Genomic DNA, 12,073 nt, shown 5'->3' with positions numbered 1-12,073 from the left:
GCAGGCCCCGCGCGCCCCATGTCACCGATGCCGTGGGAACTCCACGACCTGCTGGAAGGTCGGACGGTTCTGCCAGTGGATGGTGTCGTGGGTGAGCCCGCCGACCGGCCGGTGGATGATCGCGTCGGCGCACCACTGGTCGCCCGCCGTGCAGGAGGCGTCGCCCGGATAGACCTCCGTGGCGGGCTTGGCGGCGGCCTGCCCGAGGCTCGCGAGAAGGGCTTCGCGGCAGGCGGACAGGTCTCCGTTGCCGCAGTACGCCTTCGCGAGCCGCCCCTTCACCGGCTCTCCGAGCAGCCGGCGGAGGTCCTTGTCGACATAGCTCCACCACCCGGACAGGAAGGACGAGCCGGCGTGCGACCCGGTGGGCCCGTGGCCCGCCGACGGGGATTCGTCGACCGGGATGTTGGCGCGCAGCGCGTCGTAGAGCTCCGTGCCGAGACCCGGCTTGAACGCGGCCTCGACGAGCAGCGGCCACCAGGCGTCCATGATGCGTACGGCATCGGGGTGGGTGTAGGTGTGCGACCCGGGGGCGGTTTCGCGGCGCTCCGCGCCCGCGTCGAGCCAGGACTCCAACTTCCCGGCGGCCGCTGCGAGTCGCGGATCGGTCATGGGCTTGCTGCGGAGCACCTTCAGCAGCTCGGGCAGCACCGCCTCACCGCGCAGGTCGGCGAGCCCGGCGTCGGCCATGGCCCGGGTGAGCGAGGCCCGGGTCACCCCGCCACGGCCCACGAGCGCCGCCACCCGGTCGTCCAGCAGGTCCCCGCGGTGCACCGAGCCGTTGCCGAAGCCGGACGAGGAGTAGTCGAGCGCCTGCTTGTTGTTCCAGGAGACGAAGTAGTCCTGGCCGATGGACTGCGGGTGCTGGGCGGGCGGGGTGTAGGCGGCGGTGTTGGCGACCGGGTCGAAGTCCCGCCACTCGTAAGCCTTTCCGGCCTTCACCGGGAGGGACGCGTCGACGCCGGGAGCGCGTACGGGGTTCAGGCCGCTGTTGTAGTAAGCGGCTTCCCGCGAGTCGGCGTAGAACCAGTTGAAGGCGTAGTCGATGTGCTGCGCCGCGCGCTGGAAGGATCGCGCGCCGCGCACATGGCCCGGGTCGTTGAGCATCTGGAAGCCGATGATCGAGTCGGCCTCGTGGCGGTAGGTGGCGCGCAGCAGCGCGTACGCGACGGGCTTGCCGCCGACGGTGGCGCGGTGCGTCACGGTGCCGTACTCGGTGCGGTACACCTGCATCCGGTACGAGCCGGCCGGGGTGGAGTCGGCCAGCGACGGCTTCCACGCGTTGCGCTGCTCGAGCTTCTCCATCGGCTTGCAGCTGCCGCGGTAGCGGTAGTGCGTGGAGTCCTTGGCGGGCGGGGAGCCGTCCGGTTCGCACAGTTCGAGGGCGTAGGTGTCGGTGATGTCCTGGGACGCCGAGGTCGCGCTCCAGGAGTAGTCCTGGCCGCGGCCCAGTTGGACGTACATCCCGATGCCCGCGAAGGACGCGCCGCGTGCGCTGATGCCGGGGCCCTGGAGCTCCTGGAGCATCAGCAGCTGGGGGGCGATGTAGCCGGTCTGCGGACCGAAGACGGCGACCGGGTTGCCGCTCGCGGTGTGCTCGCCCGAGACGAGCAGGGCGTTGGACATACCCCGCGGCCTGCTGAACAGATCGGCGGGCAGCACCCCGTCGTCGAAGATGCCCTGCAACGGCTTCAGCTTCTTCGGGGCCTTGACCGGATCCTTTGCCCGGGGCTTGCCGGAATCGGCCGCCGCGCCCGTGCGGTCGAACACCAGCGGCTCAGGGGTGACCGAGCCGCGGTCCGGAAGGGCGGAGCCGCGCGCCCTGTCCGGCTTGCCCGCGTACGGGAAGCGCTGCCCGTCGTGCACGGTGAGCACGGACTCAGGGTCGTTGCGCATCCGGAAGGACTCCCACACCTTCGTGCCTTCGGCGACGCCGTACTTCTGCTGCGCGGCGAGCAGCGAGAGCGCCGACTGCACTTCTCCGCCACCGCCGTTGCCGAAGAGCCCGCCGACGACGGAGGCGAGCGCGATCAGGTCGGTGAGCTTGAACGGCTCGATCTCACCGGCGTTGGTGATGGCGTCGATATGGCCGGTGAGGACGTATTCGCCGGGGAAGTAGCGCCCGTTCTTCGACTGCTCCCGGTATGCGTTGAGGCCGTCGATGTACGCCTGCGCGTCCGCCATGGCCTGCTTCCCGCGCTCGCCGCCCGTCTCGGTGATCCGGTCGATCTGGGCTTGGAGGTCCTTCTCGGTGTACGGCGCCAGCGGCCAGAACTGCTGCTCCAGGCCCTGGTTGGCGGGTGCGCCGCCCGCGAAGGGAGTGAGCTGCCCGCGGCCGATATGCCGGAAGAGGTCGATGAGCCAGAGCCGGTCCTGGCCGGCCGCGTATCCGGCGCCGAATTCGGTTCCTTCGCGCGTGGTGCCCTGGATGTGCGGCACGCCGGTCTTCTTGTCGCGGGTGATCGTCACGTCGGGGCGCGGCCTGGTGACGGAGGCGACCTGGTCCTCGGGCACACCGAAGGAGGAGTCGTTGAAGAACTCGGTCAACGTGTCGTCGGTGAGGGAGGTATGGCCTGCCACGAGGTCGTTGTACGGGCCCAGTTGGTCGGAGCTGTGGGCTGGGCGGGTGCCGAAGAGGCGGTGGGCCAGGATCTCGGCGAGCGTGGCGTTGCCGTTCTCGCCCGGCGGCAGGATGTCTGCGCACTGGCCCTGGCAGTAGTCGGCGACGGGTGGGCTGCTCGGCTCTGCGGCGGCGGCCTGCGGCAACGGCGAGACCAGTCCGGCGATCAGCGCGAGCAGGGCGGCGGTGAGGCGTGGGGTGCGCGGTCGCATTCCTGCTCCTCCCGAGTACGGGACCCAAAACGGTGGCCGGGAGGTTACCGCCGGTACTGCGCCACCGGAAGATGAACAGACGTCAGCTTCTTCCGGATCTGCAGGAATCACGCGGGGAGTTGAGCGCCCCGGCGAGAGCACCAACGCCCGTCCCGTCCACGGCTCCGGCCGCGAATCGCCAGGCCGTTCGATGGATCCGAATCGCTTCGGGATCCGTCCATTCCTCATCGCCGGAGTACCAGCCGAAGTTCGAGCCACGGAGGTGGCAAGGAAGATGGCCGGATTCAGAGCCCTCGCCGAGCACGTACGCGACCCACGGATCCCGACCCGGCAGCGGCGCACCGCCCTGCGCAAGTGCCTGGAGAAATTCGCCCCTTACGGACACCGGGCGACCTGGCACCACCTGTGCACCCGGGTCGGCATCGGAACGGGAGACCGCCAGCCGGAGCCCGCGCGGCTCGTCGCGGCACTCGCGGAGCTGGAGGAGGCGCGGACCGTCTGGCTCGCGTACGACGTGGAGTTCGCGGCCCGGCGCAAGCGCGAGAAGCACGCGGGCATCCGGCAGCCCGGCGCTCTGGACGACTGGCATCGCCGCACGTGGGGCGGGTGCGGCGTGGCTTGGTGCGACGATCCGCAGCACCACCCGACGGCGCCCCTCCCCCACGTCCTCCGACGTCTCATCTCGGCGCTGGAGTCGGAGCCGCGCGAGGTGTGCCCGGTGTGCGCGGACGACCGGATCGTCTGGCGCCACGGCCTGGAGCGCCATCCGGGTTCGGGACCGGTCTGCACGGGCTGCGGCATCGTCGTGCCCGAAGCCGTGCTGACGGACGAGGCGCTGATGACGGCCAAGAGATGCCGAAGAGCGGCGCTGGCCTCGTAGCGCACCACGTCACCCCGCGCCGTGTCCGGCAGCCCTTCCCCCCGCCGGATGCCACTCGGCGACACCCGGTCGCCGGCTCCATCGCACCCTGCAGTCCCGGAAACGGGGCGGGCCACCGCCGACCGGGCCACGCAGCGCCGCCTTGGCGGCGTCGGAGTCCCGCGCAGCGAGGCTTCCGCCGGGCGCCGCGACGCCGGAGGCCGCGACGAGACATGGGACGGCGACCCACCTCGGACACGGCGAGGTCTGGCCCGTTACCAGACGGTAGTGCGACGATTCTGCCCCAGTCGCCGAGAGAACGGACGGGCATGGCCGAGCTGCACGATCTGACAGCGCTGGAGCAGGCGGAGGGAATCCGGGAGGGGACGCTCTCGCCGCTCGAGCTGACCGAGCACTACCTGCGACGGATCGACCAACTGGACCAGACTCTGGGCGCGTTCATCACCCTTACGCCCGAGATCGCCCGGAAGGAGGCCACCGCAGCGGAGGACGAGGCGACGGCCGCGCGCCGCGAGGGCAGGGAACTGCCACCGCTGCACGGCGTGCCGGTGCCGGTCAAGGATCTCAACCTCGTGGCGGGCGTGCGCTGCACCTTCGGCTCCGAGGCCTTCAGCGACCACATCCCCGACGTCGACGACCATGTGGTCACCAAGCTGCGCGCCGCGGGCACGGTGATGCTCGGCAAGACCAACACCCCCGAGTTCGGCCTGCCCTGCTACACGGAGAACAAGGTCGCGCCCCCGGCCCGTACGCCCTGGGACCTCGACCGGTCCGCGGGCGGGTCGAGCGGCGGGGCGGCGGCCGCCGTCGCGGGCGGCCTCGCGCCCGTCGCCCACGGCAGCGACGGCGGCGGATCGATCCGCATCCCGTCCTCGGTCTGCGGTCTGTTCGGCATCAAGCCAAGCCGCGGCCGGGTCAGCGGCGGCCCGGTCCTCTACGACATCAGCGGGCTCAGCACGTCCGGGCCCATCGGCCGTACGGTCGCTGACGCGGCGGTGCTGCTCGACGTGCTCGCCGGGCCGATGCCAGGCGACCCGTACGGCGCTCCGTCCCTGCCGCCGTGCGAGACCTTCCTCGCGGCCGCCCGGCGGCGCCCGGCCGGCCGGCTGCGGATCGTCTCGCTGCTCACGCCGCCCGTTCCCGGCGTGGAGCTGCACCCCGACTGCCGCGCCGCCGCCGACGGCGCGACCGCGCTGCTGCGCGAACTCGGCCACCACGTGGACGAGCTGGAGCTGCCGGTGGACGACACGGTGCGGCGCGCCTTCACGGCGGTCTGGGACGTGATGGCCCTGGCGCGCCCGGTGCCGCCCGGCGCCGAAGGGCTGCTGCAGCCCCTCAGCCGCCATCTGCGCGAGCGCGGCGGCAAGGTGACGGGCCAGGAGTTCGCGGACTCGATGTACGCGTTCCGGGCCCTGGGGCAGATGATCGCGGACGCGCTGCTGACCCCGGGGACGGGCTACGACGCGATCCTCACCCCGACCCTGGCCCAGCCCCCGGCCCTGGTGGGCGGGTTGCGCAACGATGCGGACCCGGACGCCGAGTTCGCGGCGATGGCCGCCTTCACTCCGTTCACCCCGATCTACAACGCCACCGGCCAGCCCGCCGTCAGCGTGCCACTGCACTGGACGGACGAGGACCTGCCGATCGGCGTCATGTTCGGCGGCCGCTACGGCGAGGAGACGACCCTGATCTCGCTCTCCGCCGAACTGGAGGAGGCCCGGCCGTGGGCGGGGCGGCGGCCGGCCGTCTGGTGACCGGGCCGGGTCCGCCCGGGGGTGGCTCGGGCGGCTTGCGCAGCCGGGACAGCTCGGGTGGCTCGCGTGGCTGGGCGGTTCAGCGTTTGCGCTGCACCAGCAGCCGCGAGCCGTCCCCGTGCTCGCCGAAGCGGTCGTCCGGGTTGGAGAGCACGCACGTGTCGAGCGAGAGGCACCCGCAGCCGATGCAGTCGGTGAGGTGGTCGCGCAGCCGGTTGAGCTGCTGGATGCGCTGATCGAGTTCGGAGCGCCAGGTCTCGGAGAGCCTGGCCCAGTCCTCGCGGGTCGGGGTGCGCTCGTCGGGCAGCTCGGCGAGCGCGTCCCGGATGGTGGCGAGCGGGATGCCGACGCGCTGCGCGGCGCGTACGAACGCGACGCGGCGCAGCGTGTCACGGTTGTAGCGGCGCTGGTTGCCCGACGTCCGGCGGCTGCTGATCAGGCCCTTGGACTCGTAGAAGTGCAATGCCGACACGGCTGCGCCGCTGCGCGCGGACAGCTGGCCGACGGTGAGCTCGTGAACAGTTGTGGGTATCTGCGGCACAGGTCCCAACCCTACGTCGGCGACGCGTTGACAGAAGACCGCCTTCGAACCATGCTGGCAGGTGCTGAGCAACTGCTTAGTACGTAACGTTGCGCACGGTGCGTGCGCAAAGCCGGTGGAGGTATCGGAGATGGCGGAACCCCGGGTCTTCTCATCGCTCGACGAGCTGCGGTCCGCGGTCGGCGACCAGCTGGGCTTCAGTGACTGGCTGGAGGTCGACCAGAAGCGGATCGACCTGTTCGCGGACGCGACCGGCGACCACCAGTGGATCCACGTGGACCCGGAGAAGGCCGCGGCCGGGCCGTTCGGCACGACCATCGCCCACGGTTATCTCACGCTGTCGCTGCTGCCCGCGCTCGTGCCGCAGCTGCTCCGGGTCGAGGGCGTGCGGATGGGGATCAACTACGGCTCGAACAAGGTGCGCTTTCCTTCGCCGGTGCCGGTCGGCTCGCGCCTGCGGGCGACCGGAAAGATCGCCGAGGTGACCGAGGTCGAGGGCGGCGTGCAGCTGACCACGAGCGTGACGGTCGAGCGGGAGGGCGGCGCGAAGCCGGCGTGCGTGGCGGAGACGGTGAGCCGCTTCTATCTCTAGCCGGTTCGCTCCAGCCGGTTCTGTCGTCAGCCCCGGGGGGCGGCGCCCACCATCCGCAGGACGAGGTCGGCATACAGCCGCCCGACGTCGTCGGGGGTGCGCCGGCCCTCCGGGTTGAACCAGCGGGCCACGTCGATGCAGAGGGACAGCACGGCGAGCGTCGTGCCGGCGACGTCGGGTACGTCGAAGTCGCCCGCGTCGACCCCCTCCTGGATGATCGACCGCATCGTGGCGTCGACCTCGCGGCGCAGCCCGACGATCTCCGCGTAGTGCTCCTCGCCCAGCGCCCCCAGCTCGTACTGGACCACGCGGGCGGTGGTGTGGCGCTCGGCGTGCCAGCGGACGAAGGAGCGTACGGCGGCACCGAGGCGGTCGGCGGGGGTGCCGTCGCCGGCTGCCGCATCCTGGAGGATCCCCACCGAGAGGCGGTGGCCGACGCTGCTGATCTGGAAGAGCAGCTCTTCCTTCGTCTTGTAGTGGATGTAGAGGGCGGCCGGGCTCATGCCGGCGCGGCCGGCGATATCGCGGGTGGTGGTCGCGTGGTAGCCGCGCTCGGCGAAGGCCTGGACCGCGGCGATCACCAGTCGCCTGGCCGCGTCGGGTGCGACGTCGTCCCACTGCTCGGCCATACGCTCGGGTGCCTTCCCGCCCGTACGGTCAGCCGTCCGCTCCGCCTCGGTGCCCATTGCACGCACGTCCCGTCCTCCGGCCCCGCGGACCCTCCGCCGGCCGGACGAACACCATACCTCTGAAGCTGAGCAAGCGCTTAGGGGGCCTGTCCGCGCGGGCCGCGTCAGAACGCCGATTCGCCCGTCAGCGCACGGCCGATCAGAAGCTTGTGGATCTGGCTGGTGCCCTCGTAGAGCGTCATCACGCGGGCGTCGCGAAGCAGCTTGCCCGCGGGGTATTCATCGATATAGCCATACCCGCCGAACACCTGCAGGGCGTTGTTGGCGCAGCGCACCGCGGCCTCGCTCGCGTACAGCTTGGCGACGGAGGACTCGGTCGCGAACGGCAGCCCGCGCTCGATGTGGTCGGCCACCCGCCACGTCAGCAGCCGGGCCGCCTCGACGTCCACCGCGATGTCGGATATCAGCTCCTGGACGAGCTGGTGCCGGGCGATCGGCCGGCCGAACTGCTCGCGCTCGCCCGCGTACCGCACTGCCGCATCCAGGCAGGCCTGCGCGATGCCGACGCAGCCCGCCGCGACCGACATCCGGCCCTTGGCCAGCGCCGACATGGCGACCGAGAAGCCCTTGCCCTCCGGGGCGACCATGGCGGAGGCCGGGACGCGGACGCCCTCGAGGATCAGCTCGGCGGTGGCCTGGCCGCGCAGGCCGAGCTTTCCGTGGATCTCGCGGCGCGTGAGGCCCGGTGTGCCGGTGGGGACGAGGAAGGCGCTGATGCCCTTGTGGCCGGGCTCCTGGCCGGTGCGGGCGAAGAGCAGGACGACGTCCGCCCAGGTGCCGTTGGTGATGAACATCTTGGTGCCGTCGATGACGTAGTGGTCACCGTCGCGCACCGCGCGCGTGGTGAGGTTCGCAGCGTCGGAGCCGGTGCCGGGCTCGGTGAGGCCGAAGCAGCCGACCGCCTCGCCCGAGCAGAGCCGGGGCAGCCACGCCCGCTTCTGCTCCTCGCTCCCCCACGCGGCGATCGTCTTGGCGACCAGGCCGAGCGACACGGACAGGATCCCGCGCACCGCGGAGTCGCCACGCCCCAGCTCCTCGGTGACCAGGACGTACGCGAGGTGGTCGCCGCCGGATCCGCCGTACTCCTCGGGGATGGTGAGGCCCAGGAAGCCGAGGTCGCCGAGGGTCTTCACGATGCCGCGGTCGACGCTTTCCGCCCGGTCCCACGCGACGGCGTTCGGGACGATCTCGCGGTCGGTGAAGTCCTTGGCGAGTCGGCGGACGGCCTCCTGCTCCTCGGAGAGCTCCAGGTTCACGGCGCACCTTTCGTGGGCTGTCGCGGATGGCGTGGATGGCGTGGATCTCGCGGCTTTCATGGCTTCCGCCGGAGCCCCGCATAAATTAGCGGTGCTAGTTTATGCGGGGCGGCCTCTACTATGTGCGGCATGGCCCGCCCACGCAAGCCCCTGCTCAGCCGCGACCGAATCGTCGAGACAGCCCTGGCGCTGATCGACGAGGAGGGTCTCGAGGCCGTCTCGACACGGCGGCTGGCGGCGGAGCTCGGGGTGAGCGGCCCGTCGCTCTACAACCACTTCAAGGTCAAGGACGAGATCCTGGACGCGGCGGCGGACACGGTCGTGGGCCAGGTCGACCTGTCGATGTTCGAGGCCGCGCCCGGGGGCCGTACGGACTGGCGTACGGCACTGCTGGAGTGGGCGCGCTCGTACCGCGCCGCGCTCGCCGCCCACCCCAACATCGTGCCGTTCCTCGCCCGCGGCCCCGGCCGCCGCCCGGCAGGTCTGCGGATGGCGGACGCCGTCTTCGGCGCCATGGTCGACGCGGGCTGGCCGCCGGCCCAGGCGACCAGGATCGGCGCCCTGATGCGCTACTTCGTCGCGGGCTCGGCGCTCGGCTCCTTCGCGCGCGGCTTCGTCGACGACGCGACCGCGTACGACCCGGCTGCCTACCCCCACCTGGGCCAGGCCCACCTGCTGGCCGACCGTCAGCAGCAGGTCGACGAGGGCGCCTTCGAGACGGGTCTCACGGCTCTGGTGGACGGGCTGGCGATGCAGTACGAGGCAGCCCTGCGGCAACTCCCCGATGACAGGAGTCCGGCGCGCGCCGGGGACGAGGGACGGGTCAAGCGAGCGCGCTGAGCAGGCGCTAGAAGACGACGAGGGTCCGCCCGCCGCGGCCCGCGAGCATCGCCTCGAAGGCGGCCGGGATGCCGTCGAGGGCGATTCGCTCGGTGACCATGCCCGCCAGGTCCAGGCGGCCCGCGCGGATGTGGTCGGCGAGCAGCGGGAGGTCCTTCGCCGGGTCGCAGTTGCCGTAGACGCAGCCGGAGAGCGTGCGGCCGAAGTGGAAGAGCTCCAGGGCGGAGAAGGAGACCTGCTGTTCCTTGCCGCCGATGCCAACGACCGTGGTGCGGCCGCCGCGGCGGGTGGAGTCCCAGGCGGTGCGGATGGTCTCGGCGCGGCCCACGCACTCGACGGCGACGTCCGCGCCGTGTCCGCCCGTGAGTGTGCGGATCTGCTTCGCGGTGTCCGGGGCGGAGATCAGGAAGTCCGTCGCGCCGGCTTTGCGCGCCAGCTCCTCCTTGCCCGCGGAGACGTCGACGGCCACGATCGGCCCCGCTCCCGCGATCCGGGCCGCCTGGATCACCGCGAGCCCGACCCCGCCCACGCCGAACACCGCGACGGACTCGCCCTCCCGTACCTTCGCGGCGTGGTGGATCGCGCCGTATCCGGTGAGGACCGCGCAGCCGAGCAGGGCCGCGTCCGTGAGCGGCACCCCGTCCGGCAGCGGCAGCGCGGCGTGCGCCGAGACGACGGTCTCCTCGGCGAAGACCGCGCTGCCCAGGCCGGGGTAGAGCTCCCGCCCGTCGGCGGTACGGGCGTACGGCGCGCCGGCGCCCGCCATGGCGTTGGCGCACAGCCAGGGCTCGCCGAGGCCACAGAAGTGGCAGCTGCCGCAGGACGGTGCCCAGTTGAGGACGACCGGATCGCCCGGGGCGAGGGAGGTGACGCCGTCGCAGACCGCGGTGACCGTGCCCGCGCCCTCGTGGCCGAGGACTGCGGGTACGGGCTGGCGCAGCGTGCCGTTGGACAGGGACAGGTCGGAGTGGCACACCCCGGCGGCGGCGAGCCGCACCCGCACCTGGCCCGGGCCGGGCTGCGGCAGGTCGATCTCGATGAGCTCGAGAGGTGCGTTGACGGCGGGCAGAACGGCGGCGCGGACCACGGGATTCTCCTCGGTACGGGCGGATTCGGGGTCGAGTCCGGCAGCCGCAGTCATGGCGGCCGCCGGGCTCGGGCGTCCTCAGGAACTCAGAACTGCAGCGACTTCGTCTGGAGGTACTCGGTCAGGCCATGGGCGCCCAGTTCGCGGCCCACGCCCGACTGCTTGTAGCCCCCGAAGGGGGCCAGGGGGTTGAACCGGCCGCCGTTGATGTCGACCTGGCCGGTCTCCAGGCGGCGGGCGAAGGCCACCGCCTCGTCCTCGTCAGCCGCCCAGACCGCGCCCGCGAGCCCGTACACCGTGCCGTTGGCGATGCGTACGGCGTCGTCCTCGTCCTCGTACTTCAGGATCGTGACGACCGGGCCGAAGATCTCCTCCTGGGCGATCGTCATCTCCGGGGTCACGTCGGCGAAGACCGTCGGGCTGACGTAGTAGCCGGTCTCGCGGCCCTCGGGGGCGTCCGGGCCGCCCGCGACGATACGAGCGCCCTCGGCCGCTCCCTGCTCGATGTAGCCGCGGACGCGGTCGCGCTGCCTGGCGCTGACGACCGGGCCGAGGCGGCTGGCCGCGTCGCGCGGGTCGCCGGGGACGTACTTGGCCGCGGCCTGGCGCGCGAGCTCGACCGCCTCGTCGTACCGCGCGGCGTCCACCAGGATCCGGGTCCAGGCGCTGCACGTCTGGCCGGAGTTGGCGAAGACGTTGGCGACGCCGACGCCGACCGCCCGGGCCAGGTCGGCGCTCGGGAGGATGACGTTGGCGGACTTGCCGCCGAGTTCGAGGGCGACCCGCTTGACCGCGCCGCCGGCCACCGCCCCGATCCGCCTGCCGACGGCGGTGGAGCCGGTGAAGGACACCAGATCCACGCCGTCGTGCTCGGCGAGCGCCTGCCCGGCGACCGGGCCGAGCCCGGTGACGAGGTTGAACACGCCGGCCGGCACGCCCGCCTCGTGCACCGCCTCCGCGAAGAGCTGGGCGACCAGCGGGGTGTCCTCGGCGGGCTTCAGCACGACCGTGCAGCCCGCGGCGAGCGCGGCCGCGACCTTGGCGACGATCTGGTGCAGCGGGTAGTTCCAGGGCGTGATCGCACCGACGACGCCGACCGGCTCGTGCAGGACGGTGGAGTTGCCGACCTTCTCCTCGAACGCGTAGGTGGCGGCCAGCTCGGCGTAGCCGCCCGCGACCGCGATCGGCAGGTCGGCGTGCACCTTCTGCGCGAAGCCGAGCGGTGAGCCGAGTTCCGCGGTGACGGTCTCGGCGATCTCGTCGCGGCGCGCGGCGAGCGCGTCGCGCAGCGCGGCGATACGGGCCGCGCGCCCGGCGGGCGGGGTGGCGGCCCAGCCGGGGAACGCGGCGCGGGCGGCGGCCACGGCGGCGTCGACGTCCTCCGCGACGCCGGCCGGTACGAGCCCGATGACCTGCTCGTCTGCCGGGTTCACGACCTCGATCGTGCCGGCGCCGACGGGCGGCCGCCAGTCCCCGTCGATGTACATCCCGTCATGGGCCTTCATCGTGCGTCCTCCCGGACCGTCGGGCGTTCTCCGTACGGAACCCAAACTAGCGGCGGTAGTTTTGGTACCGCCAGGGTGGGTCATGTCACGCCCATCA

The 12,073-nt window shown here is 72.2% G+C and carries 10 protein-coding genes; 4 read left to right on the top strand and 6 right to left on the bottom strand.

Going from position 1 to position 12,073, the window contains the following annotated elements:
* Window positions 1–21 precede the first annotated feature (21 nt).
* Entirely contained in the window at window positions 22–2,832 is a 2,811-nt protein-coding gene (locus ACTWQC_RS34165; RefSeq protein ID WP_443319744.1) for a penicillin acylase family protein, read from the bottom strand.
* 274 nt (window positions 2,833–3,106) lie between these two features.
* Between ACTWQC_RS34165 and ACTWQC_RS34160 the strand changes: the two genes are divergently transcribed.
* Window positions 3,107–3,712: a hypothetical protein gene (locus ACTWQC_RS34160; protein ID WP_443319743.1), complete on the top strand. Its 606-nt coding sequence runs from the start codon at window positions 3,107–3,109 to the stop codon at window positions 3,710–3,712.
* Between the two features lie 308 nt (window positions 3,713–4,020).
* Window positions 4,021–5,466 (top strand): amidase, encoded by a 1,446-nt coding sequence (locus ACTWQC_RS34155; RefSeq protein ID WP_443319742.1) that lies wholly within the window; start codon window positions 4,021–4,023, stop codon window positions 5,464–5,466.
* Between the two features lie 79 nt (window positions 5,467–5,545).
* Here ACTWQC_RS34155 and soxR read toward each other — a convergent pair whose 3' ends face one another.
* Complete coding sequence (gene soxR, locus ACTWQC_RS34150; protein WP_443319741.1) at window positions 5,546–6,007, bottom strand: redox-sensitive transcriptional activator SoxR; 462 nt, start codon at window positions 6,005–6,007, stop codon at window positions 5,546–5,548.
* A gap of 130 nt (window positions 6,008–6,137) precedes the next feature.
* On the opposite strand from soxR, the gene ACTWQC_RS34145 reads away from it, so the two are divergent.
* Window positions 6,138–6,599, top strand: coding sequence for a MaoC family dehydratase (locus ACTWQC_RS34145; protein WP_443319740.1), 462 nt, complete (start codon window positions 6,138–6,140; stop codon window positions 6,597–6,599).
* A gap of 26 nt (window positions 6,600–6,625) precedes the next feature.
* Here ACTWQC_RS34145 and ACTWQC_RS34140 read toward each other — a convergent pair whose 3' ends face one another.
* The gene (locus tag ACTWQC_RS34140; protein ID WP_443319751.1) at window positions 6,626–7,228 is read right to left on the bottom strand and encodes a TetR/AcrR family transcriptional regulator; all 603 of its coding nucleotides are present in this window, start codon (window positions 7,226–7,228) and stop codon (window positions 6,626–6,628) included.
* Window positions 7,229–7,392: 164 nt separating this feature from the next.
* A complete protein-coding gene (locus ACTWQC_RS34135; RefSeq protein ID WP_443319739.1) occupies window positions 7,393–8,544 on the bottom strand; it encodes an acyl-CoA dehydrogenase family protein in 1,152 nt (383 codons plus the stop codon).
* 129 nt (window positions 8,545–8,673) lie between these two features.
* Between ACTWQC_RS34135 and ACTWQC_RS34130 the strand changes: the two genes are divergently transcribed.
* Complete coding sequence (locus ACTWQC_RS34130) at window positions 8,674–9,384, top strand: TetR/AcrR family transcriptional regulator (RefSeq protein WP_443319738.1); 711 nt, start codon at window positions 8,674–8,676, stop codon at window positions 9,382–9,384.
* Between the two features lie 7 nt (window positions 9,385–9,391).
* On the opposite strand, the gene ACTWQC_RS34125 is transcribed toward ACTWQC_RS34130, so the two are convergent.
* Entirely contained in the window at window positions 9,392–10,471 is a 1,080-nt protein-coding gene (locus ACTWQC_RS34125) for a Zn-dependent alcohol dehydrogenase (RefSeq protein WP_443319750.1), read from the bottom strand.
* Window positions 10,472–10,557: 86 nt separating this feature from the next.
* Window positions 10,558–11,976, bottom strand: coding sequence for an aldehyde dehydrogenase family protein (locus tag ACTWQC_RS34120; protein ID WP_443319737.1), 1,419 nt, complete (start codon window positions 11,974–11,976; stop codon window positions 10,558–10,560).
* Between the last annotated feature and the right edge of the window lie 97 nt (window positions 11,977–12,073).

This window comes from Streptomyces sp. 8N616 (genome assembly GCF_052246385.1).
Taxonomy (GTDB): Bacteria; Actinomycetota; Actinomycetes; order Streptomycetales; family Streptomycetaceae; genus Streptomyces.
This window is presented reverse-complemented; position numbering and strand designations above follow the sequence as displayed.

Bases quoted from the DNA above. Each gene is read 5' to 3' on its own strand.
- ACTWQC_RS34145 (WP_443319740.1), top strand. From the start codon at position 6,138: ATGGCGGAACCCCGGGTCTTCTCATCGCTCGACGAGCTGCGGTCCGCG.
- ACTWQC_RS34160 (WP_443319743.1), top strand. From the start codon at position 3,107: ATGGCCGGATTCAGAGCCCTCGCCGAGCACGTACGCGACCCACGGATC.
- ACTWQC_RS34130 (WP_443319738.1), top strand. From the start codon at position 8,674: ATGGCCCGCCCACGCAAGCCCCTGCTCAGCCGCGACCGAATCGTCGAG.
- ACTWQC_RS34140 (WP_443319751.1), bottom strand. From the start codon at position 7,228: ATGGCCGAGCAGTGGGACGACGTCGCACCCGACGCGGCCAGGCGACTG.
- ACTWQC_RS34165 (WP_443319744.1), bottom strand. From the start codon at position 2,832: ATGCGACCGCGCACCCCACGCCTCACCGCCGCCCTGCTCGCGCTGATC.
- ACTWQC_RS34120 (WP_443319737.1), bottom strand. From the start codon at position 11,976: ATGAAGGCCCATGACGGGATGTACATCGACGGGGACTGGCGGCCGCCC.
- ACTWQC_RS34155 (WP_443319742.1), top strand. From the start codon at position 4,021: ATGGCCGAGCTGCACGATCTGACAGCGCTGGAGCAGGCGGAGGGAATC.